19 protein-coding genes are annotated in these 22,917 nt (G+C 69.0%); 5 read left to right on the top strand and 14 right to left on the bottom strand.

The genetic code is table 11. The features are described from left to right. Nucleotides 1–116: 116 nt before the first annotated feature. A complete protein-coding gene (gene tgt / locus B5F84_RS03060) occupies nucleotides 117–1,256 on the bottom strand; it encodes a tRNA guanosine(34) transglycosylase Tgt (RefSeq protein WP_087320638.1) in 1,140 nt (379 codons plus the stop codon). A gap of 218 nt (nucleotides 1,257–1,474) precedes the next feature. Beyond that, nucleotides 1,475–1,747, bottom strand: a complete 273-nt coding sequence (locus B5F84_RS03055; protein ID WP_087320634.1) for an HPr family phosphocarrier protein — start codon at nucleotides 1,745–1,747, stop codon at nucleotides 1,475–1,477. Between the two features lie 223 nt (nucleotides 1,748–1,970). On the opposite strand from B5F84_RS03055, the gene B5F84_RS03050 reads away from it, so the two are divergent. Next, complete coding sequence (locus B5F84_RS03050) at nucleotides 1,971–3,206, top strand: hypothetical protein (RefSeq protein ID WP_087320631.1); 1,236 nt, start codon at nucleotides 1,971–1,973, stop codon at nucleotides 3,204–3,206. A gap of 17 nt (nucleotides 3,207–3,223) precedes the next feature. On the opposite strand, the gene queA is transcribed toward B5F84_RS03050, so the two are convergent. The 4 genes from queA to B5F84_RS03030 form a co-directional block, all read right to left on the bottom strand. Continuing rightward, a complete protein-coding gene (queA, locus tag B5F84_RS03045) occupies nucleotides 3,224–4,390 on the bottom strand; it encodes a tRNA preQ1(34) S-adenosylmethionine ribosyltransferase-isomerase QueA (RefSeq protein WP_087320627.1) in 1,167 nt (388 codons plus the stop codon). A 75-nt stretch (nucleotides 4,391–4,465) separates the two neighbouring features. After that, the gene (locus B5F84_RS03040) at nucleotides 4,466–5,440 is read right to left on the bottom strand and encodes a magnesium transporter CorA family protein (protein ID WP_087320625.1); all 975 of its coding nucleotides are present in this window, start codon (nucleotides 5,438–5,440) and stop codon (nucleotides 4,466–4,468) included. Between the two features lie 235 nt (nucleotides 5,441–5,675). Beyond that, nucleotides 5,676–6,302, bottom strand: a complete 627-nt coding sequence (locus tag B5F84_RS03035) for an epoxyqueuosine reductase QueH (protein ID WP_087320622.1) — start codon at nucleotides 6,300–6,302, stop codon at nucleotides 5,676–5,678. Between the two features lie 129 nt (nucleotides 6,303–6,431). After that, nucleotides 6,432–6,974: a metalloprotease family protein gene (locus tag B5F84_RS03030; RefSeq protein ID WP_158094467.1), complete on the bottom strand. Its 543-nt coding sequence runs from the start codon at nucleotides 6,972–6,974 to the stop codon at nucleotides 6,432–6,434. A gap of 613 nt (nucleotides 6,975–7,587) precedes the next feature. Here B5F84_RS03030 and B5F84_RS03025 point away from each other — a divergent pair. Next, nucleotides 7,588–9,609 (top strand): class I tRNA ligase family protein, encoded by a 2,022-nt coding sequence (locus tag B5F84_RS03025; protein ID WP_087320616.1) that lies wholly within the window; start codon nucleotides 7,588–7,590, stop codon nucleotides 9,607–9,609. Between the two features lie 200 nt (nucleotides 9,610–9,809). Further along, a complete protein-coding gene (locus B5F84_RS03020; protein WP_239378212.1) occupies nucleotides 9,810–11,234 on the top strand; it encodes a bifunctional alpha/beta hydrolase/GNAT family N-acetyltransferase in 1,425 nt (474 codons plus the stop codon). Between the two features lie 101 nt (nucleotides 11,235–11,335). Here the strand turns inward: B5F84_RS03020 and B5F84_RS03015 are convergent, their stop codons facing one another. From B5F84_RS03015 to B5F84_RS02980, 8 genes are all read right to left on the bottom strand, one after another. Continuing rightward, nucleotides 11,336–12,721: an ATP-binding protein gene (locus B5F84_RS03015; protein WP_087320612.1), complete on the bottom strand. Its 1,386-nt coding sequence runs from the start codon at nucleotides 12,719–12,721 to the stop codon at nucleotides 11,336–11,338. An 8-nt stretch (nucleotides 12,722–12,729) separates the two neighbouring features. Continuing rightward, complete coding sequence (locus tag B5F84_RS03010) at nucleotides 12,730–13,410, bottom strand: response regulator transcription factor (protein WP_087320891.1); 681 nt, start codon at nucleotides 13,408–13,410, stop codon at nucleotides 12,730–12,732. 41 nt (nucleotides 13,411–13,451) lie between these two features. Then, a complete protein-coding gene (locus B5F84_RS03005; RefSeq protein ID WP_087320609.1) occupies nucleotides 13,452–14,147 on the bottom strand; it encodes a PhoU domain-containing protein in 696 nt (231 codons plus the stop codon). Then, the gene (gene pstB, locus B5F84_RS03000) at nucleotides 14,147–14,941 is read right to left on the bottom strand and encodes a phosphate ABC transporter ATP-binding protein PstB (protein WP_087320606.1); all 795 of its coding nucleotides are present in this window, start codon (nucleotides 14,939–14,941) and stop codon (nucleotides 14,147–14,149) included. Before pstB ends, B5F84_RS03005 begins: the two co-directional genes overlap by 1 nt. A 12-nt stretch (nucleotides 14,942–14,953) precedes the next feature. After that, entirely contained in the window at nucleotides 14,954–15,751 is a 798-nt protein-coding gene (locus B5F84_RS02995) for a phosphate ABC transporter ATP-binding protein (protein WP_087320603.1), read from the bottom strand. Beyond that, nucleotides 15,748–16,677, bottom strand: a complete 930-nt coding sequence (gene pstA, locus B5F84_RS02990; protein WP_087320601.1) for a phosphate ABC transporter permease PstA — start codon at nucleotides 16,675–16,677, stop codon at nucleotides 15,748–15,750. Before pstA ends, B5F84_RS02995 begins: the two co-directional genes overlap by 4 nt. Next, nucleotides 16,670–17,569, bottom strand: coding sequence for a phosphate ABC transporter permease subunit PstC (pstC, locus tag B5F84_RS02985; RefSeq protein WP_087320598.1), 900 nt, complete (start codon nucleotides 17,567–17,569; stop codon nucleotides 16,670–16,672). Before pstC ends, pstA begins: the two co-directional genes overlap by 8 nt. An 81-nt stretch (nucleotides 17,570–17,650) precedes the next feature. Next, nucleotides 17,651–18,583: a phosphate ABC transporter substrate-binding protein PstS family protein gene (locus B5F84_RS02980; protein ID WP_087320595.1), complete on the bottom strand. Its 933-nt coding sequence runs from the start codon at nucleotides 18,581–18,583 to the stop codon at nucleotides 17,651–17,653. Nucleotides 18,584–18,965: 382 nt separating this feature from the next. Here B5F84_RS02980 and B5F84_RS02975 point away from each other — a divergent pair, with 382 nt between their 5' ends. After that, nucleotides 18,966–20,828, top strand: coding sequence for an ABC transporter ATP-binding protein (locus tag B5F84_RS02975; RefSeq protein ID WP_204205487.1), 1,863 nt, complete (start codon nucleotides 18,966–18,968; stop codon nucleotides 20,826–20,828). Further along, nucleotides 20,818–22,842: an ABC transporter ATP-binding protein gene (locus tag B5F84_RS02970; RefSeq protein WP_087320589.1), complete on the top strand. Its 2,025-nt coding sequence runs from the start codon at nucleotides 20,818–20,820 to the stop codon at nucleotides 22,840–22,842. The genes B5F84_RS02975 and B5F84_RS02970 overlap by 11 nt, the downstream gene beginning before the upstream one ends. Nucleotides 22,843–22,917 lie beyond the last annotated feature (75 nt).

Genomic DNA, 22,917 nt, shown 5'->3' with positions numbered 1-22,917 from the left:
CCTGCAGGCTGTCTCTCATGGGTGCCTCTTTGGGGTGGGGCGCATGGCGCCGGCTGTCTATCGCACCCATCATAGCGCAACCCCCGGACGCGCCCGGCGCCCGGGGGCGGCGGGCGCTACCAGTCCTGCGCGGCGGGCGATGCCATCCAGTCGGAGAGAAACGCCGCGTAGGTCCCCGCGAGCACCGCCCCGCGGGCGCGCCGCATGAGGTCGAGGAGGAAGTGGATGTTGTGCTGGGAGATGAGGATGCCCGCGAGCATCTCGTGCTGGCGGACGAGATGGTGCAGGTAGGCGCGGCTGAACCCGCCCGCGCAGACGGGGCAGTCGCACGCCTCGTCGATCGGGCGGGCGTCGTGCGTGAAGCGGGCGTGCCGGAAGTTGAGGCGCCCCTCGCTCGTGAACGCCGAGCCCGTGCGCGCCGTGCGCGTGGGCAGCACGCAGTCGAACATGTCCACGCCACAGGCGACGGCGCGCACGAGCGTGGTGGGGTTGCCCACGCCCATGAGGTAGCGCGGCTTGCTCCGCGGCATGTGCTCGGAGACGAGCGGCTCGAGCGTCTCGAACATCGTCTCGTGGTCCTCCCCCACCGAGTAGCCGCCGATGCCATAGCCCGGGAAGTCGCCGGCCTCCTCGAGGTGGCGCAGGCTCCTGAGGCGCAGGTCGAGGTGCATCCCTCCCTGGACGATGCCAAAGAGCGCCTGGTCCGGGCGGGTATGGGCCGCATAGCACCGCTCGGCCCACAGGCTCGAGAGCTCCACGGAACGCTCAACCTTGCGGCGCGGCGCCGGATAGCCCACGCACTGGTCGAGCTGCATCACGATGTCGGCGCCGAGCTTCTGGGCGATCTCCATGTTGTCCTCGGGCGTCCAGGAGACCCACTTCCCGTCGTAGTCGACGGCGCGGAAGCGCACGCCGTCGCGCGAAAGCTTGCAGTACTCCTCGTGGCTGAAGACCTGAAAGCCGCCGGAGTCCGTGAGGATGGGGCCGTCCCAGCGCATGAAGCCGTGGAGGCCCCCCATCTCGGCCACGAGGTCCGCGCCCGGGCGCATGGAGAGGTGATAGGTGTTGGCGAGCAAGATCTTGGTGCCGAGCTCGCGCAAGGTCGAGGGCATGAGGCCCTTGACCGTGGCCTTGGTGCCCACGGGCATGAAGATCGGCGTGGGGACGTCCCCGTGGGGGGTGTGCAGGACGCCCGCGCGCGCGTGCGTCGCCGGGTCCTCGGCGAGGATGTCGTACTTGAACAGGCTCTGGTCCATGGGTGCCCTCCCTCATGTGAGGGGCCGGCGAGAGGGGGACGAGGTCCGGCGCTCGGACGGCCTGCCGCAAAGGGCGCGGCAAGAACGCGCGGCGGACCTCGTCGTCCTTCTCGCCGGCCCCTCGCAGTCGAAACAATGACCCATCCTACACAAAAGGACCCGGCGCCGCAGGGGCGCCGGGTCGAACCATCGAGAAATGATGGGGCGTCGCCGCTCGACTACTCGCCGAAGCCGGAGTCGATGAGGGCGATGAGGGCGTCCAGGGCCTCCTGCTCGTCGGCGCCGTCGCAGGCAATCTCGACCTTGGTGCCGGTGCCGAGGCCGGCGGCCAGAATCATCATGATGGACTTGGCGTTGACGGGCGCGGAGTCCTTGTCGACGTTCTTGATGGTGACGTTGCACTGGTACTTCTTGGCCTCGGTCACGAAGACGGACGCGGGGCGGGCGTGAAGGCCGGTGGCGTTGATGATGCTCGTCTGCTTAGAAACCATGTTGCGGACTCCCTTTCCAGAAATTCCCAAACGGACGGGGAATATCTGCATCCCCCGAAAAACCACATCGCCTATCCTAGCAAACGTGGAACAGATTGACACGCGCGTTCTGGCCGAACGTATGAACTCAGGCGATAAGCGGACGCGCGCAGGCCGGGGGAACACGGCTCCGAGGACCTGTATGACGGGACCCCTGAGCTGCGTAAATATGAGAGGAGCTGGCATGGGCGAGCCACGAGGGGACGAATTCGTCGACGAGCGGCGCGACAAGGGGGCAAACGGTCCGTCCGAGGCGGGTGCGGGAGGCACGGACGTCCTCGACGCGGCGCGCGGGGCGGCAAGCGGCGCGGCGGAGACCTTCATGAGCGGCCTCACGGCCGTGAGGAGCGTTCACGAGGCGGCCCGGCGCCACGCGGGGGCGCGCGGGACGCTGCGCGCGATGCTCGACGCGCTCGAGGAGGAGGAGCGCGTCCTTGCCCGTCGCGAGGAGGTCGAGGGCTCCTACGACGAGATCGTGCGCGAGCAGTCCCAGGTCGCACGGGAGGCGGGCGAGAAGGTCGAGGCCATGAGGTCCCGCGTGGACGAGCTCGAGGGCGAGGCGGCGAGCGCCTCCAAGGAGCTCGAGCTCATGCGCGAGAGCCACGAGCGCGAGCAGCGGCCCTATCGCCGCCTCACCGAGGGGGCCCGCGGCCGGCTCGATGACGCGACGCGGGTGGTCGCCGAGGCCAGGCGGGCGGTCAAGACCGCCGAGGGGCAGGTCCGCAGCGCGACCGACCGCCGAGAGCAGAGCATCGCCGCGGCCAACCGCGCCGTCGACAGCTCCCAGGCGCGCCTGCGCAGGGCGCAGGACGAGCTCAGCCGCACGCGCGAGGGGGGCGGCAGCGCCTTCGCGCAGCTCCAGAGCGAGGTCGCCGCCGAGCTTGCCCACGTCGAGTCGGCGCGGGCCGAGGTGGGCGTTGCCACGCGCGAGGCGCAGGCGGCCGTCGACGCGGCGCAGACGCACCTCTGGACGCAGAACAAGTCGCTCGAGAGCGCCCAGCGCGAGGCCGAGGAGGCCCGTCGGGAGTACGAGGCCCACCGTCAGGAGTACGAGGCGATGGTCGAGCGCGACCGCGCCGAGGAGCGCTCGCTCGAGGAGCGCATAGCCGAGCTCAGGACGCGGGCCGACGAGGCAAAGGCCGACCACGACGAGGCCGCCGAGCGCCACGACCAGGCCCAGGCCCTGCTCGACGAGGCCGAGGACGTCCACGCGACGCCCGAGGAGACCGAGCGGCTGAGGGGAAGCGTCGAGGGCAAAAGGCTCGAGGTCTCCCGGCAGGAGGGGGTCGTCGAGGGGCTCGCCCAGGCCGAGCGCGACCTGCGCGCCCGCACGCGCCGCGAGCGCGTCGTCTTTGGCGCCGTCATCGTCCTTGCGCTGGCGCTTCTCGTGCTCGTGGTGGTCCTTCTCGCCACGCGCTAGGGGGCCTGCGGGCGCGGCTACACGATGAGCATCGCGTCGCCGAAGGAGAGGAAGCGATAGCGCTCCTCGATCGCGGCGGCGTAGGCGGCCATGATCTGGTCGCGCGTGGCGAAGGCCGAGACGAGCATCATGAGCGTGGAGCGCGGCACGTGGAAGTTCGTGATCATGGCGTCCACCACGTGGAAGTCCGACCCCGGCATGAGGTAGAGGTTCGTGGTGGCGTTCTCGCGCGCGACGACGTCACCGGTGCCGGCCGCGGCCTCGAAGCGGCGCGCGGCCACGGGCGGCACGCTCGGCGCGGCGTCCGGGTCCCACGCGCTCTCGAGCGAACGGACCGAGGTCGTGCCCACGGCGATCACGCGGTGGCCCGCCGCCTTGGTGGCGTGGATCGCGTCGACGACCTCCCGGGAGACGTGGTAGCGCTCGGTGTGCATGACGTGCTGGGTCGGGTCGTCCTCCGTGACCAGGCGGAAGGTGTCTATCCCCACCTCGAGCTCGACCGTCGCCCAGCCCACGCCCCTCTCGCGGATCCGCTCGATGAGCTCGGGCGTGAAGTGGAGCCCGGCCGTGGGCGCCGCGGCGGAGTGCTCCTCCGTCATGGCGTAGACCGTCTGGTACTTCTCGGGGTCGCCCTCGTACTGCGTGATGTAGGGGGGCAGCGGCACGTGGCCGGCCGCGTGGATGGCCTCGTCGAGCGTGCGCGGCGTGCCGTCGGCCCTCTCCCCCGCCGGCGAGAAGCGCACGAGCCGGCCGCCCTTGCTGCCCTCGACGAAGTCGACGATCTCACCGGTGAGCACCACCGGCGCCGACTCCGGCGCGTGGAGGCCGCCCGCGCGGTACTCGATCACGGTGCCCGGCTGGCGCAGGCGCTTGCCGGGGTTGACCAGGCACTCCCACACGCCGCCAAGCGCATCGACGTCCTCGCGCCGCTTGAGCAGCAGCGTCTCGCAGACTCCCCCGGTGCCGCGCTTGCGGCCGACGAGCCGCGCCGGCATGACGCGCGTCTGGTTGGCCACGACGAGGTCGCCGGGCTCCAGGTACTCGAGGATGTCCGAGAAGCGGCGGTGCTCCACGGAGCCGTCCTCGCGATGGAGCACGAGCAGGCGGCAGGAGTCGCGCGGCTCTGCCGGGGCCTGGGCGATGAGCTCGTCGGGCAGCGGGTAGTCGAAGTCGTCGGTGCGCATGGGATTCCTTTCGGCGGTTTTCCAGCCGTCTACGATACCACCGGCGGCGGGGCCGGGAGCCCCGGGCCCCTCTCGCTAGTGCCACATCCCCTTGCGCTTGAAGATCCAGGCGGCCACCAGACAGCACACGGCGGCGATGACGATCGGGAACGCCCAGTTGTCAAAGAACGGGACCCCGTCGAAGGGAAGGTCCACGTTCATGCCGTAGAAGCCGAAGATGATGTTGGGGATCGCCATCACGATCGTGATGACGGAGAGCACCTTCATCACGATGTTGAGGTTGTTGGAGATGATGCTCGCAAAGGCGTCCATGGTGCCGGAGAGGGTGCCCGAGTAGATGTTGGCCATCTCGATGGCCTGGTGCACCTCGACGAGCACGTCCTCGAGCAGGTCCTGGTCGTCCTCGTAGAGCGGGATGATGCGCCCCTGGGCGATCTTGTTGAGCGTCACCTCGTCGGACTTGAGCGAGGTCGAGAAGTACACGAGCGACTTCTCGAGGTTGAGCATCTGGATGAGCTCCTCGTTTCTGACCGAGGCGTGGAGGCGCGCCTCGGTATGGGAGGACAGCCGGTCAATGCGGCGCAGGTAGAGAAGGTAGAGCTGGCTCACGCGCAGGAGCATCTGCAGCAGGAAGCGCGTCCGGTAGTGGGTGTCCACGTTGCGGATGCGCCCTGCCGCAAGATCGGAGACCACGGGGTTGTCGAGGATGGAGATGGTGACGAACATCCCGCGGTCCCGCAGGAACACCATGGAGAGCGGCATGGTGTCGTACTGGAGCGGCAGCGAGCCGCGCGCGGGGGCGCCGTCCTCCTCGACCGTGGGGTAGTCCACGATCACAAAGATCTGGTTGGCGTCGTCGTCGTAGTCGATGCGGGAGGTCTCCTCCTCGTCGAGGGCGGAGCCCACGAACTCCGGCAGCACGCCGAGCTCGCGCTCCAGCAGCTCTCGCTCCTCGGCCGTGGGAGCGACGGCGTTGACCCAGCAGCCGGTCTCCGGCGCCTCCAGCCGCTCCATCGTGCCGTCGGTGCCTGTCTTGAGGTACTCGATCATGGTCCCACCGTCCTTCTCGCTTCGGGGCTTTTCTCGTGACACCCCACCTTACGGCAGCGGGACGCCCGTCCGGCGAGAAGAACCCCGACTTGCCAAAACCCTTACAACTTGGGGTCGTCACTTGGGGTCGTCGGCGAAGGCGACAATCTTGGACCCGACGGGCCGACCGCCTCGTCGTGAACGGAGCCGGGCGGCGGCCGCGCGTCCCGCGCGAGCACGTCGGACCAGGGCCGCTCTATAGTTGCTGGGCGCTCCCCCTTCCGGCCGCGCCCTCCGAGCGCCTCTCCGCCCTTGCGCGCTTGCGGGCGTCGCGGGCCTCGTGGCGCTCGATTGCCGCCTCGGCGGCGGAGAAGCGGCAGCCGCAGTAGTTCTGGCGATACATGCCCAGCTCGCGGGACTCGCGCGTGGCCTCGGGGTAATACGGGCGGAAGTCGCGCCAGACCGGCGTGAGGCCGTGGGCCGCGGCCGTGGCGGCGAGAATCTCCCCGCAGGCGTCAAAGAGCTGGTAGGGCGAGACCGCGAGCGTCGTGGAGATGTGCTCGAAGCCCCGCTCGCGCGCGACGCGGCACGCCTCGGCGAGCCGCAGAGCGTAGCAGGCGCGGCAGCGGCGCTCCCGGTCAAAGCCCGCGGGCGCACAGGCGCGCTCCCAGAGGGCGCGGTCGTCCCCCGCCACGATGACGTCCACATGGGCCACCTCCGCCGCCCAGGCGCTCAGCGTGTCCAGGCGCCGACGCCACTCGGAGACGGGCTGGATGTTGGGGTTGGTCCAGAGAATCGTGGGCTCAAAGCCCTCCTCGCGCAGGAGGCGCAGAGGCTCGAGCGAGCACGGCCCGCAGCACGCGTGCAGCAAAAGCGGCGTCATCGTGGGTCCCCCGTTCTTCTTGGCGGCTCTTGCCGGCGTGTGGCGGCGGTGCGGGCAGGTAGCGCGGGCAGACGGCGCGTGCGGGCAGTGCGAGCAGTCGGTGCGTCGACGAACAGTATAGCCACGGCCTCACGCGGCGTCCGAGAGCAGCTCCACGCCCGTGTCGGTGTCGCGCACGTGCGTGCACGCGGGCTCGCGCAGGGCCGCGGCCGCCATGAGGGCGTCGCCCGCGCACCCCGCCAGGTGAAGCGACGCGAGCAGCACCGCAAGCGTGGGGCACCCCGCGGCGAGGGCGCCGGCCGCAAGCGCCGCCGTGACGAGCGCCGCCGGCGCGAGCAGCACCACCGCCATGCGGCCGCGCGCGAGCGTGGCGCCGTGGGCGCACGTGTAGAGGAAGGCGTCCTTGAGGCCAAAGGTCACGCGACAGCCCGGGCAGAGCAGCTTGAACGCCGCCCCGTGCACGAGCTCGTGGACGGGGAGGGCCGCCGCCGTGAGGCCGACGAGCGCGACCCACCACCACGGACTCGCCGCCGCGCCTCCGTCGGCGCCCGTGACGAGCGCCGCTGCGATCGCGAGGACAAGCCCCGCGACGAAGGCGGCAAGGGAGAGCCGCATGATGCTCCCCTGCAGCTCCGCGTTCCCGAGCACGTCGATGTGCGCCAGCGATCTCATGCGCCCAGTATAGGCGACGCCGCGGGAGCGCGTTCTTCTCGCCGGGCGCGGCGTGAGTTTGCGTGAGCCGGCGCCGCCAGCTCGCTCGAAGTCACGCTCCGGGGGTCGAAAGCGTGAGTTTGTGTGAGCCGGCGACGTCAGCTCGCTTGAAGTCACGCTTCGGCGAGAAGAACGTGACTTTGAGTGAGCTTCTCTCATAAACTCGCTGAAGCTCACGCTTCCCGCGCCGGAAGCGTGACTTTGCGCGAGGTCATTCTCGTCAACTCACTCGAAGTCACGCGCTGGAACCCAAAGCGTGAGTTTTAACGAGCCGGCAGCGAAAGTTCGCTCGAAGTCACGCTCTGGGGGTTGAAAGCGTGACTTTCAGTGAGCTGGCGCCGCAAACTCGCTCGAAGTCACGCCTCGAGCGAGAAGAACGTGACTTTGAGTGAGCTTCTCTCAGAAACTCGTCGAAGCTCACGCTTTCGGCATCGAAGGCGCGGCGCCGAAAGCGCGGCTGTGCGCGAGGCGTCCGCGCCAAACGCGCCCGCGCCGCCCGTGCCCGGCGGACCGTTGGCGCCCGCGCCGAGAAGTGCGAGAATATGAGGGCTACACCCAACGAGAAGGAGCGTCCATGCCCGACACCCGCCCGAGCTTCCCACGGCGCGCCGTCATCACCGGCGGCATGCCGTACGGCAACAAGAACCTGCACTTCGGCCACATCGGCGGCGTCTTTGTGCCCGCCGACTTCTTCGCCCGGTTCCTGCGCGACCGCATCGGGCCCGAGAACGTGCTCTTTGTCTCTGGCACGGACTGCTACGGCTCGCCCATCGCGGAGGGCTTCCGCAAGAAGGTGGAGAACGAGGGCTACCAGGGCACGATCGAGGACTACGTGCGCGCCAACCACGACGCCCAGAAGGCGGCGCTCGACGCCTACGGCATCTCGCTCGACCTCTTTGCGGGCTCGGGCCTCCCGCCCGCGGCAGACGTCCACGCCCGCCTCACCGACGAGCTCATCCGCCGCCTGCACGAGCGCGGCCACCTGCACCGCCTGACCACGCGCCAGTTCTATGACGTCGAGGCCGGCACGTTTCTCAACGGCCGCCAGGTCCAGGGCCGCTGCCCCGTGCGCGGCTGCAAGTCCGAGAAGGCCTACGCCGACGAGTGCGACCTTGGCCACCAGTTCGACCCCGAGGAGCTCATCGCGCCCGTCTCGCAGCTCACCGGCACCACCCCCGAGCTGCGGCCGGTTGACAACTGGTACTTCGACCTGCCGGCCTTCCGGGAGGAGCTCGAGCGCCTCATGGACGAGTGGGACGCAGACCCGCAGGTGCGCGCCGTGGTCACCAAGACCGTGCGCGAGAGCCTCGTCGACCCGGTGATCTACGTCCAGACCAAGTTCCGCGAGGCCTACGACGCCGTTGCCGCCGAGCTTCCCGAGCACACGCTCACGGAGGCCGAGGGCGGCCAGCAGTCTTTCTCGCTCACGTTCTCGGGCTGGGAGGCGCGCGACCGCGCCCGCGAGGTCCTCGACGCCGCGGGCGTGCGCTTCCGCACGGGCAAGTGCCTGCTTCCGCTGCGCATCACCGGCAACATCGAGTGGGGCGTTCCCGCGCCGGCGCTCGACGGCACCGAGGGCCTCACCGTGTGGGTGTGGCCGGAGAGCCTGTGGGCGCCCATCTCCTTCACGCAGACGGCGCTCGGCCTCGCCGAGGACGGCCGCTACTCCAGCCGTGACTGGCACGACTGGTGGTGCGCGGACGACGCCCGCGTCTACCAGTTCATCGGCCAGGACAACATCTACTTCTACTGCGTGGCGCAGCCCGCGCTCTGGGAGGCGCTCGGCTGGGGCCTCACGCAGGACGTCCCCGTGGCCAACTACCACATCCTGTTCATGAACAAGAAGGCCTCGAGCTCCGGAAAGATCGCGCCGCCGATGGCCGCCGAGCTCCTGGAGCACTACACGCCCGAGCAGCTGCGCGCGCACTGGCTGTCCCTGGGCCTGGACCAGAAGGCCGTCTCCTTCAACCCCAAGGCCTTCGACACGTCCGTCAGCCACAAGGACAAGAAGACCGGCGAGGACGTGCTCGTCCGCGACGACCCGCGCGTGGTGGACCCCGCCCTCAAGGAGAGCGCCTTCCTCACCAACATCTTCAACCGCCTGGCGCGCAGCTGCTTCTACGGCGCCGCCAACGTCTGCGACGCGCACCTGCCCGCCGTCACGCCGAGCGCCGAGGCCACGGACGCCGCGCGCGAGGCCACGCTCGCCTTTGAGCGCTGCGCGCACGGGTTTGACGCGCACGGTGCCCTCGCGGTGGCCGAGGAGTTCTGCCGCGCGGCCAACAAGCGCTGGGACGACGCCTCCAAGGCCGCCAAGGGAGACGACGCCGCCTACGAGGCGGCCCTTGCCGACGCCTTCTGCGCGCTGCGCACGACGGCCCTGCTCATGCACCCGGCCGTCCCCTCGGGCTGCGAGAAGATCTGCGAGCACCTGGGCTTCTCGCCCGAGCTGTTCTTCAGCTGGGAGCACGCCTTCGAGGGGCCCGTTGAGCTGGCCTCCGCCCTCGGCGAGGCGCCCGAGGAGCACAAGATCGTGCCCCTGCCCCCGCGCTACGACTTCTTCGAGAAGCACCCGTCGCAGGTTCGCTCCAAGTAGCGAGAAGGGCGGGCGAGAAGATCCGGCGCTCAGGCAGTCCTCGCCGCAAAGAGCGCGGCTGCGGAACTCGCGGCGGACCTTCTCGCCCGCCCGCACTTGATCGGCCCGTCTTACCGAAGGGAACCCACATGACCCCCACCCCGCCGCCCGTGCATGTTCCGAGGCCGTATGCTCTGCCGGCCACGCCGCTCGCGGCGCGCGTGGAGTGCCCAATGCCGGACGGCGCCACGATCGTGGCCTGGGTCTACGCGCCGGCGGGCGTGGCTGACGAGCCGGGGACGCCCTTTGGCATCGACCTCTCCGTGCCGCCCGTGCTCATGCTGCACGGCAACGGCGAGGAGCACGGCATCTTTGGCCCCGTGATCGACGCCGTGTGCGCGAGCGGCCGCTCCGTCGTGGCGCTCGACTCGCGCGCGCAGGGCGCGAGCACGCGCGGCGCAGCGCGGCCGCTCACCTACGAGCTCATGGCCGCGGACGCCATCGAGGCCTGCGCGCGGCTCGGCGTGGCGCAGGTCCACGTGCTCGGCTTCTCCGACGGCGGCATCCTGGGGCTCCTCCTCGCTCGCGACTGGGGCGCGCACGTGCTCTCGCTCACCGCGCTCGGGGCCAACCTCACGCCCGCGGGGCTGCCCAAGGAGGACACCGACTGGATGGCCTTCGCCGCGGCGGAGAACCGCCGCTGGGCCGAGGAGGGCTTCGAGGGCGCCACGCTCGAGGACGGGACGCCCGTACCCTCGCCCGCCGAGTCCGCGCAGATCGCGGAGCTCCTACAGCTCATGGTGGAGAACCCGCAAATTGACGCCGCTTCGCTTGCCTCCGTGGGCTGCCCTGTCACCGTGATGGTGGGCGAGTTCGACGAGATCCTCCCCGAGGAGACGGACCGCATCGTGGCGGCCATCCCCGGCGCCCGCAAGGTGGTGGAACCCGGGATTGATCACAACCTGCCCAAGATGGCGCCCGCCGCCGTGGCGCGCGAGCTTCTGGCCACGGTCGAGAGGAACGACGTGCGGCACCCCCGCCGCGCCATCGAGCAGCCCGCCGGCATCGCCGTCTGCCGCATCCCCGTCTCGGGACGCTGGGCCGAGAGGCTCGAGGGTCTCTACCGGCGCGTGGACGCCGAGCCCGGGACCTCGGGCTGGGTGCAGGACGTGTGGCCGCCCATCGGGATGGCGGCAGAGCTCCTGGCCGCAGGCGCGTACTGGGGCGCCTTCGACGCCGCGGCCGTGCGCGACGGCAGGCCCGCGGACGACGCCGCCCTTCTCGGCGCCGTGGCCGTGGACCACGACGCCGACATGGGGGACGGCACCGCCCCCGGGCACGGCTCCGGGCTCGGCGGCCCCTCGTGGGGACGGCGGGCCGAGAAGGACGTGGCGTGCTGGCACCTCCTCGCCGTGGACCCCGCGGCGCGCGGGCGCGGCGTGGCCGACGCCCTGCTCGTCGCCGGCGTGCGGGGGGCGCGGGAGCTGGGGGCTCGCGTGGTGCGCCTCAACACGAACGTGGCCAACGTGCCGGCCAACGCGCTCTACGCCGCGCGCGGCCTCACGCGGCACCGGCCGGTCTGGCTCCCCTACCCGGGGCTGCCGCTGCCCGGCTGGTCGAACCTCTGGGAGCTGCGACTTAGCTAGGCCCGCCCCCCAGCAGCGCATCGCGAGTGTCGACGCCGTCGATCGCCGCCCAACAGGCCCCATCATCGCCTGAGAGCGGCGACAGGGGCCGCCCCCTTGCGTCAACGCGGGAACGTCACGGTGATAGAGGTCCCCTTGCCGACGACGCTCTCGAGGCGGATGTCGGCCCCGTGGTAGGTGGCGGCGTGCTTGACGATGGCAAGGCCCAGGCCCGTGCCGCCCATGTCGCGGCTGCGCCCCTTGTCCACGCGGTAGAAGCGCTCGAAGACCTTGGCCTGCGCCTCCTCGGGAATGCCGATGCCGGTGTCGGAGACGCGCAGGCAGGGGTGCCCGCCCTGGGGCAGCACCCACACGAAGACCTTGCCGCCGGGGCGGTTGTAGCGCACGGCGTTCTCCACGAGGTTGCTCACGAGCTCGTCGAGCAGCCGCGCGTTGCCCAAAAGCGGCGTCGAGATGCCCGAGAGGTTCACCGTGACGCCGTTCTTGCGCAGCGCCCGGTCGCGCAGGCGCCCCACGACGTCGGTCGCCACGGACATGAGGTCGACGGTCTCCGCCCGCCCAAAGACCTCGCGGTCGCCCGCGCGCTCGGACTCGTCGAGCTTGGAGAGGGTGAGGATGTCGCTCACGAGCAGGGAGAGCCGCTGCGCGTCGTCGTAGATGCGCCCCGCAAAGCCGCTCACGTCCTCCGGCCGCGCGATGCCGTCCCGGATGAGCTCGGCGGCGCCCGAGATGGAGGCGATCGGCGTCTTGAGCTCGTGCGTGACGTTGGCCGTGAAGTCGCGGCGCATGTCGGCGGCGTCCTGTATCTCCTCCATGCGGCGCATGAGCTCGTCGTGCTGCTCGTTCAGGCGCGTGACGAGCGGGTCGAGCTCCTCGTAGGGGGCCACCCCGTCGCCGACGGACGGGTCGATCTCAAGGATCGGCCGCACGAAGCGGTCGGCCAGCCGGCGCGAGACGAGCCAGCTCATCGCCACCACCACGAGCGCGAGCGCCGCAAGCAGCGCCACGTCCTGCATGAGGAAGGCCGCCACGCCCGCGCGGTCCACGGACAGGCGCAGGACCTCGCCGCTCTCCAGGCGCACGGCCTCGTAGAGGCTCACGTAGCCGGAGGTCTCGCTCGCACGGTCGGAGGAGCCCACGCCCGTGGAGAGCGCCGCCGCCACCTCGGGGCGCGAGGCGTGGTTCTCGAGCGTGGAGGCATCGGTCAGGCTGTCGTAGGTCACCGTGCCGTCGGGCGCGACGAGCGTCACGCGGATCCCCGCGAAGTCGAGCCCCTCGAGCACGGAGGCGCCGTCGGTGCCGTCGAGAAGCGACGCCACCGTCCGGCACTCCCCCGCGAGCTGGTCGTGCTCGTCGGCGAGGAAGGCGGACTGGTAGAGAACGGACGCCGCGGCCGTCACCACCACGGCGACGACCGCGCAGGCGGCGACGAGCGCCGCGAAGACGCGCCTTGAGAGCGAGCCCTTTGCTCCCGGCTCCCTGACCACGCGCCCGCCTATCCCCGGACGCGGTAGCCCACGCCGCGGACGGTCTCGATGAGGTCGGAGGAGTCACCGAGCTTGGCGCGGATCTGCTGCACGTGAACGTCGACGGTGCGCGAGCCCCCGTCGAAGTCCCAGCCCCAGACGCGCTGGAGGAGGGTCTCGCGCGAGAAGACCACGCCGGGCGAGCGCATGAGGAACTCCAGGAGGTCGAACTCGCGCATGGTGAGCTGGACCTCGCGCCCGCCGGCCGTGACCTCGCGGCGGTCGGGCCAGAGGCAGACGTCGCCGGACACAAGCGAGCTCGGCTCCTCCTGCGCGGCCTGCTCGCGGCCGGCGCGGCGCAGGAGGGCGCGGGTGCGGCTCACCATCTCCATCATCCCGAAGGGCTTGGAGAGGTAGTCGTCGGCCCCGGAGTCGAGCGCCTTCACGGTGTCGAGCTCGGTGTCCTTGGCGGTGAGCATCATCACGGGGACGTTGGAGAGGCCCGGCGTCCGGCGCAGGCGCGTCAGGATCTCGAGACCGTCGGTGTCGGGGAGCATGATGTCAAGAAGGACGGCGTCGGGTCGGCGCTCGGCGCAGGCCCGGCGGAACTCGGCGTCATCCGCGCAGCCCCGGGCCTCGATGCCTCCCTGGCCAAGCGCATAGACCGTGAGCTCCCTGATGTTCTTGTCGTCCTCCACGTAGTAGACCACGCCGCACTCCTCCAAACGTCGTCCCTCTCTCCCCTATCCTACTACTGCTCCTGGGCCGCCTGCAGGTGGCTTGCCTTCTCGGCGACGGTGTGCTCGCCGGTCACGCGGAAGACCGCCCAGGCGGCGATGCGCTTGGCGAGGTCGCCCATGCGCTCGAAGTACTTGGCCACCATGAGGAGCTCCGGCAGGGACTGCGCGGAGGGCTTGCCGTCGCGGATGAGCGAGACGAGCTTCTCCTCGGCGGTGGCGTAGAGCTCGTTCACGGCCGCGTCCGCCTCCATGACCTGCTGCGCGAGCTCGACGTCGGCAGCGCAGAAGGCGCGCACGGCCTTGTCGACCATGTCGGCCGCGCCCTCGCTCAGCTTGCGGAACTCCCCCTCGAGCTTGCTGGCCGCCTTCTCGGGAATCTCCTCGACGAGAAAGACCGCGTCGCGCGTCATGGAGTCGATGTGCGAGAGGTCGCTCACCATGCGGAAGGCGCCGCTCACAAAGCGCAGGTCCTCGCCGATGAGGGGCTGCTGGAGGAGCATGATGTCGAGGCAGGTGTTCTCGATGGCGGAGCGCAGGCGGTCCTCCGCCTTGCGGCCGCCCATGACGCCGCCGGCCGCGCCCTTGTCGCCCGTGGCCGCAAGGCCCGCGGCGCGCACGTCCGCGACGGTCTTCTCGCCAAAGCGCCTGATGTAGCCCTCGACCTCGTCGAGCTGCTCGGTGAACTTGGTTCGGGTGCTGATGACCATTAGCTGAACCTCCCTGAGAGATACTCTTGCGTGCGCTGCTGGCGGGGGTTGCCGAAGAGCTCCCGCGTGGGGCCCTCCTCGACGAGCTCGCCCAGATAGAAGAAGGCGGTCTTGTCCGCCACGCGCGTGGCCTGCTGCATGTTGTGGGTCACGACGACCACCGTGTGGTCGACCGCGAGCTCGCCCATGAGCTGCTCGACCATACTCGTCGAGATGGGGTCGAGGGCCGAGGTGGGCTCGTCCATGAGCAAGATCTCGGGGTCGGTGGCCAGGGCGCGCGCGATGCAGAGGCGCTGCTGCTGGCCGCCCGAGAGGCCGAGGCCGCTCTTGTCGAGCTTGTCCTTGACCTCGTCCCAGAGCGCGGCGCGCGTGAGGCAGCGCTCGCAGATCTCGTCGCCCTCGGCCTTGGAGACGCGACGCTGGCGCCGGGGCCCGTAGAGGATGTTCTCCCGGATGCTCATGGGGAACGGGTTGGGGTGCTGGAACACCATGCCCACGTAGACGCGCAGGGCGTTGGCGTCCATCTGGAAGATGTCCTTCCCGTCAAACTCGATCGTGCCCTCGGTGCGCACGGACTCGACAAAGTCGCACATGCGGTTGAACGTGCGCAGCAGCGTCGACTTGCCGCATCCGGACGGGCCGATGAAGGCGGTGGCGCGGTTCCGGGGGATCTCCAGGTTGATGCCCTTCAGGGCCTGGAAGTCCCCGTACCACAGGTTGAAGTCGCGGATTGAGATCGCCGTCTCGGCGTCCGCGATGCCGCGGTGGGAGCCGCTGAGGTTGCTCGTGTCCATGTTCCTCCCCTCCTAGCCGAAGCGGCCCGTCAGATAGTCGATGAGGCGCTGGTCGTGCGGGTCCGAGAAGATCTGCTGCGTGGGACCCGTCTCGACCATGTCGCCCACGTAGAAGAAGGCGGTGCGGTCGGAGACGCGCGTGGCCTGCTCCATGTTGTGCGTGACGATGATCTCGCAGATGCCCGTGGAGGCGATGTCGCGGATGGTCTCCTCGATGGCAAAGGTGGAGATGGGGTCGAGCGCCGAGCAGGGCTCGTCGAAGAGGACCACGTCCGGCTTCATGGCCAGGGTGCGCGCGATGCAGAGGCGCTGCTGCTGGCCGCCGGAGAGGGCGTGGGCGGACTGGCGGAGCTTGTCCTTCACCTCGTCCCAGAGCGCCGCCTGGCGAAGCGACGTCTCCACAAGCTCGTCCTCCTCCGCCTTGGTGCGGACGCGACCGTGCTTCTTGGGCGCAAAGAGGATGTTCTCGCGGATGGACTTGCGAAACGGCGTGGGCTGCTGGAAGACCATGCCGATGGACTTGCGCAGCTCGAAGAGGTTCTCCTTGGGCGTGTTGATGTCATGCCCGTGATAGTGGATCTCTCCCCCGACGGAGCACTTGGGAATCTCGCGGTTCATGAGGTTGAGGCAGCGCAGGAACGTGGACTTGCCGCAGCCCGACGGGCCGATAAGGGCCGTTACCTGGCCCGCCTCGAAGGAGAGGCTCGTCTTGTGGAGCGCCTCGTGCGCAAGGTCGTAGGTGACCGTCACGTCACGGGTGAAGAGCAGGGGCCGGCCGGAGGTCGTCCGGGAGGTGGTGATGTCGGTCATTCGGCGGTCAGCCTCCTCGAGAGGAGCTTGCCGAGCAGACGGGCAAGCAGGTTGAACAGGAGCACGCAGACGAGAAGGACCGTGGCGGTGCCCCAGACGATCTCGGTGGAGCCGGCCGTGGGCTCGGAGGTGAGGCGCCAGATGTAGACGGCGAGCGAGCAGGCGGGCCGGAAGATGTTGAAGGGGCAGGTCGGGCTCATGAAGTTGAACGGGTTGGCGAAGTTCAGGCGCGCCGGGGCCGAGCCCGCGGTGAAGATGAGCGCCGCCGCCTCGCCGAAGACGCGCCCGGCCGAGAGCACGATGCCCGTGACGATGGCCGGCATGGCGGCCGGGAGCAGCACGTTGATGGTGGTCTCCCAGCGCGTGAGGCCCATGGCGAGCGCGGCGTCGCGCTGGCTGCGGGGCACGTCCTCGAGCGCCTGCTGGATGGTGCGCACGAGGATGGGGATGTTGAACATCGTGAGGGCGCAGGCGCCGGCGAGAATGGAGATCTTCCAGCCGAGCGTCACCACGAAGAAGAGCGAGCCAAACATGCCGACGACGATCGAGGGCAGGCTCGAGAGCGTCTCGATGGCCGTCTTGGCCGCCGCGGTCACCCAGTTGTCGGGCGCGTACTCCACGAGGAAGATGGCCGCGCCCAGCGAGATGGGCACCGAGATGACGAGCGTGACGATCAGAAGGTAGAACGAGTCCCACAGCTGGTAGACGATGCCGGCGACGACGTCGTCGTTGTAGGGGTTGGTGAGGAAGCCCGGCGTGAGCGCGCGGCCGGCGCCGCGGACCAGGATGTAGGCGATGATGGCCACGACGAGCAGCATCACGAGGCCCACGATGGCGGTGAGGACGCCGGTGGCGATCTTGTCCTGCCGATCGATGCGCCGGACGTGCGCGTCGAGGAGGTCCGTGCGGGAGAGCTCGCTAGCCATTGGCCTTCGCCCCCTTCCTACCGATCAGGTGGATGATCATGATGAAGACGAGCGACATGACGAGAAGGATGAGGCCGAGCGACCAGAGGGCGTGGTAGTAGACCGAGCCCGAGGTGGCGTTGGAGAGGCCCGCCGTGAGGGCCGCGGTGAGCGTGGAGGCCGGGTCGAGAAGGCCGGTCGGCATGGAGCGCTCGACGCCGCCGATGACCATCTGGACGGCAAGGGTCTCGCCGAAGGCGCGGGTCATGCCCAGGATGACGGCCGTCATGAGCGAGGGCAGCGCGCTCTTGAGGACCACGTGCCAGGTGGTCTGCCAGCGCGTGCAGCCAAGGGCGTAGGAGCCCTCGCGGTACTGGTTGGGCACCGCGCGCAGGGCGTCCATCGAGAGCGTGGTGATCGTGGGGAGGATCATGATCGCCAGCACGATCGAGCCGGAAAGGATGCCCGCGCCCGTGGGCGCCGCCTCGCCGAAGATGGCCTTGATCAGCGAGTTGATCACGTAGAGGCCGAGGACGCCGTAGACGACCGAGGGGATGCCCACGAGCAGCTCGATGAAGGGCTGAAAGACGCGGCGGCCAAAGCCGGGCGCGACCTCAACGACGAAGATCGCCGAGCCGATCGCGATGGGCAGGGCAAAGAGGGTCGAGAGCAGCGTGACTGAGAAGGACCCCACGATCATGGGCAGCGCGCCGTAGCGCTCCTGCTCGGGGATCCAGTTCTGTCCGAAGAGGAACTCGATCGGGTTGACGCCGTCCACGAAGAAGGTGGTGAGGCCCTGCTGGGCCACCATGAAGATCAGCGTGACGACGACGAGCGCGACGAGCGCGACGCAGAGGCCTGTGATGGACAGGCCGATGTTCTCGAGCCTCCGCTTGGGCATGAGGTGTGCCATGGAGGAGCCTTTCTCGTCAGGTCAGGGAGATGGCGGCATCCCCCGTGCGAGGGATGCCGCCACCAGGGAGGGCAGGTGTCGCTACGCGGCGGAGATGGTGCCGTCGGCGTCCTTCTTGACCTTCATGTTGCCCATCGGGATGAAGCCCTCCTCCACCACCGTGGCGGCGAAGTCGTCGGACATCATGAACTCGATGAAGGCCTTGGTCACGGGAGCCGTGGACTCGTCCTCGTCCTCTCGGGTGTACATGTGCTCGTAGGCCCAGATGGTGAAGTCGCCGCTCTCGACGTTCTCCTGGGTGGGCTCGACGCCGTCGACGGTGAGGGCCTTGATGCCGTCGCCCTCCATGTAGTTGAAGGCGACGTAGGAGATGGAGCCCTCGGTCGCGGCGACCTGCTCGACGACGGTGCCCGAGGAGTCGACCTCGGCGACCGGGCGGAAGCTGTCCGGGGCGGCCTCGCCGGCGAGGACGGCGTCCTCGAAGGTGGCGCGGGTGCCGGAGCCGGCCTCGCGCTGGATGACCTGGATGGCGCCCGCGGTGCCGCCGACCTCGGACCAGTCGGTGATCTGGCCGAGGAAGATGCCCTTGAGCTGGTCGAGCGTGAGGTCGTCGACGTCAACGCCAGCGTTCACGATCGGGCCCATGCCCACGATGCAGACCTGGTTGTCAACGAGGCCCTCGCACTGCTCGGGCTCGAGCTTGGTCTCGGCGTAGACGTCGGAGCGGCCGATCTGCACGGAGCCCTCGGCGATCTGGGAGAGGCCCTGGCCGGAGCCGCCGGCGGCGATGGCGATGGAGACGTCCGGGTTGGCCTCGCAGAAGGCGTCGGAGGCCTTCTCCACGAGCGGCTGGAACGAGGTGGCGCCGGAGCAGGAGATCGAGCCGGTCAGCGTGGAGGTTGCGTCGTCACCCGAGGGCTCGGTGGTGGAGCCGCAGCCAGCGAGGCCGAGGCCGGCCACGGCGGCGACGGCGCCGGTGAGGCCGAGGAACTGACGACGAGAGAGATCAGACATGTTTCTCCTTCCCAAGGATGTGACCCGTGCGCATGCCGGGCCGTTTCAAGTGGCATCCTAGGACGCCCCCACCACCGCCCCCGCAACGTTTCCGATGCATTACAGGAGGCTGACAGCGCCTTACGTTGGGCTTACAGAGCTCCTTACAGAAGCCATCGTTTGTAAGCCCACACTCCCGACCTGCCCATTTCCTCCTTTACATGTCAGGAGAGCCCCAGGGGCCGGGCGTTCTGAAGGGGCGCCGGCGCCGCCGCGCCCCGCACCCCGCCCCACGCCGATGACGTAAGGTGCAGATTTTGTTAGGTACCGTGAGATAAATCGCACGGTACCTTGAAAGCTCCCCCGCGGCGTCGCACAATGACTCCTTGTCGAAAGGAGTCACATGAAACGAAAGCAGAGAGAAGAAGCGGGCATGAGCGGGCGCGAGGTCGTCCGGACGCTCGCGAAGAGCATCCGCGAGTTCAAGGGGGCGTCGGTCGCCACGCCGATCATCGTCTCCGGCGAGGTCGTGATGGAGGTGGCGATCCCGTTTGTGACCGCCCAGCTCATCAACTCGATCCAGGCCGGCGCGGGCCTGCCCAAGCTGCTGCCCTACGCGGGCGTCCTCGTGGCCATGGCGCTCGCGTCGCTCGCCTTTGGCATCGGAGCCGGCGTCACGTGCAGCCAGGCCTCGTGCGGCCTTGCCATGAACCTGCGCCACGACGCCTTCGCCGCGGTGCAGCGCTTCAGCTTCGCCAACATCGACCAGTTCTCGTCGAGCTCGCTCGTGACGCGCCTCACCACGGACATCACCAACGTGCAGCTCGCCTACATGATGGTCATCCGCACCGCCATCCGCTGCCCGTTCCTTCTGCTCGCGGGCATCGTGATGTCGTTCATCATGGCGGGCCCGCTGGCGCTCGTCTTTGTGGTCATCGTGCCGATCCTGGGCTTTGGCCTCTACAAGGTCATCCGCACCGTGCACCCGATCTTCCGCTCGGTCTTCCACAAGTACGACGCCCTCAACGAGTCCATCGAGGAGAACGTCACCGGCATGCGCGACGTCAAGAGCTACGTGCGCCAGGACTATGAGAAGGAGAAGTTCGGCCGCGCCGCCCAGGACGTCTGCGCCGACTTCACCCGCGCCGAGAAGATCCTCGCGCTCAACACGCCGATGATGAACTTCGCGGTCTATGCCGTCTTTGCCGTGGTGCTGCAGTTCGGCAGCTACCTCATCATCTCCAGCCGCGGCAGCCTGCTGAACGTGGGCCAGCTCTCCGCGCTCACCACCTACGGCTTCATGATCCTCATGGCCCTCATGATGGTCTCGATGGTCTTCGCCATGATCACGATGGCCCAGGAGAGCGCCGAGCGCATCTGCGAGGTCCTCACCACCGAGCCCACGATCAAGAACCCCGCCCACCCCGAGACCGAGATGCGCGACGGCTCGATCGACTTCGACCACGTTACCTTCAAGTACTCCGAGAAGGCCGAGCACCGCGCCCTCGCAGAGATCGACCTGCACATCAGAAGCGGCGAGACGATCGGCGTCATGGGCGGCACGGGATCTGCCAAGACCTCGCTCGTGAACCTCATCAGCCGCCTCTACGACGTCACCGAGGGCTCCGTGAAGGTCGGCGGCGTGGACGTGCGCGACTACGACCTCGAGTTCCTGCGCAACAACGTGGCCGTGGTGCTGCAGAAGAACGTGCTCTTCTCGGGCACCATCAAGGAGAACCTGCGCTGGGGCAACCCCGACGCGACCTACGACGAGCTCGTGGAGGTCTGCAAGCTCGCGCAGGCCGACGAGTTCATCCAGGGCCTGCCCAAGCAGTACGACTACTACATCGAGCAGGGCGGCACCAACGTCTCCGGCGGCCAGAAGCAGCGCCTGTGCATCGCGCGCGCCCTGCTCAAGCGCCCCAAGGTGCTGATCCTGGACGACTCCACCTCGGCCGTCGACACCAAGACCGACGCGCTCATCCGCGAGGGCCTCAAGACCTACCTGCCCGACGCCACCAAGATCATCATCGCCCAGCGCGTGAGCTCGGTGCAGGACGCCGACCGCATCCTCGTGCTGGACAACGGTCACATCGCCGGTCTCGGCACCCACGAGGAGCTGATCGAGAGCTGCCCGTTCTACCGCGACACCTACCTCGCGCAGAGCCGCACGAGCCAGGAGGGCGAGAAGGACGCGAGGGCCGAGAAGGACGACGCGCCCGTGCCCGGCGCGACCGCGAAGGGAGGTGAGGCCGATGTCCGCTAGCAGCAACTCCGCCGAGAACGTCCTCGCAAGTGTCACCGGCTCCAACCAGCCGACCGAGCCCGAGCGCGAGCCGGAGCGCCAGAACGTCGCCGGCCGCCAGGTCGAGCGCCCGCGCCGCCGCGGCGGCCGCGGCAAGACGCTCTCCCGCCTCATCAGAACGCTCTTCTCGTTCTATCCAAAGATGCTGCCCCTCGTGGTCCTCTGCATCGTGGTGTCCGCCGTGCTCTCGGCCCTGCCCGCCACGTTCATGCAGCGCACGCTCGAGATCGTGACCGCCAACTGGGAGGGCGGCGACTGGGGGGCCGTCGCCGGCAAGGTGACCTCGCTCGTGCTCACGCTCGTCGGCATCTACGTGGTCTCGCTCGCCCTCAACTTCACCTGGACCCGCGCGATGGCCGTCATCACGCAGGGCTCGCTCGAGAAGTTCCGCGAGCGCCTCTTCGGCCACATGCAGGACCTGCCGATCAGCTACTTCGACCAGCACCAGCGCGGCGACATCATGAGCCACTACACCAACGACATCGACGCCCTGCGCCAGATGATCGGCCAGTCGCTGCCCAACATCACGCTCACCTTTGTCACGTGCTGCTCGGTCGTCGCCGTCATGGTCTACTACAGCGTGTGGATGTGCCTGGTCATCGTGGCCGGCGTGCTCTTCATGGCCTACATGACCAAGCAGCTCGGCGGCCGCTCCGCCCGCAACTTCGTGGCGCAGCAGAAGGAGATCGGCATCGTCGAGGGCCACGTCGAGGAGGTCATGAACGGCCAGCGCGTGGTCAAGGTCTTCTGCCACGAGGAGGCCGCCCAGGAGGACTTCGACGTCCGCAACCGGCGCCTGTTCGAGGCGAGCCGCGCGGCGAACATGTACACCAACACGCTCGGCCCCATCCTCATGAACCTCGGCAACCTCATCTACGTGGTCGTGGCGCTCGTGGGCGGCGTGTTCATCGAGGCCGGCGTGCCCAACCTCTCCATCTCGGGCCTGCCCTTCTCGATCGCCGTCACGGTGCCGTTCCTCAACATGACCAAGCAGTTCGCCGGTCAGATCGGCCAGATCTCGCAGCAGATCAACTCCGTGGTCATGGGCCTCGCGGGCGCCGAGCGCATCTTCGAGCTCATGGACGAGCCCGCAGAGCACGACGAGGGCTACGTGGAGCTCGTGGCCTGCACCGTGGCCCCCGACGGCACTGTCGCCGAGTGCGACCGCCGCGACCCGCAGTGGGCCGGCCAGTGGGCGTGGCGCCACCCGCACGGGGACGGCTCGCTCACCTACACCCCGCTCACCGGCGACGTGCGCCTCCTCGACGTGGACTTTGCCTACCGCAAGGGCCACACGGTCCTGCACGACGTGAGCGTGTGGGCCAAGCCGGGCCAGAAGGTCGCCTTCGTGGGCGCCACGGGCGCGGGCAAGACCACGATCACCAACCTCATCAACCGCTTCTACGACATCGAGGACGGCAAGATCCGCTACGACGGCATCAACATCAACAAGATCAAGAAGCCGGACCTGCGGCGCTCCCTTGGCATCGTGCTCCAGGACGTGAACCTCTTCACAGGCACCGTCATGGACAACATCCGCTTCGGGCGGCTCGACGCCACCGACGAGGAGTGCATGGCGGCGGCGCGCCTCGTGGGCGCGGACGGCTTCATCAAGCGCCTGCCCGAGGGCTACGACACCATGCTCACGGACAACGGCTCGAACCTCTCCCAGGGCCAGCGCCAGCTGCTCTCCATTGCGCGCTGCGCCGTGGCCGACCCGCCGGTGATGATCCTCGACGAGGCCACGTCCTCGATCGACACCCACACCGAAGCGATCGTCCAGCGCGGCATGGACGCGCTCATGACGGGGCGCACCACGTTCGTGATCGCCCACCGGCTCTCCACGGTGCGCAACTCGGACGCGATCATCGTGCTCGACCACGGCCGCATCATCGAGCGCGGCACGCACGACGAGCTGATCGCCAAGAGAGGGACCTACTACCAGCTCTACACCGGCGCCTTCGAGCTCGAGTAAACAGAAGGACACCGCATGCGAGCGGCCCCGGCGTTCCTCCAGAACGCCGGGGCCGCTCGCTTTTGAGACGCGCAC

Source organism: Olsenella sp. An290 (assembly GCF_002159535.1).
Classification (GTDB): Bacteria; Actinomycetota; Coriobacteriia; order Coriobacteriales; family Atopobiaceae; genus Thermophilibacter.
The sequence above is the reverse complement of the archived record's forward strand: the minus strand, read 5'-3'. Positions and strand labels throughout refer to the sequence as shown.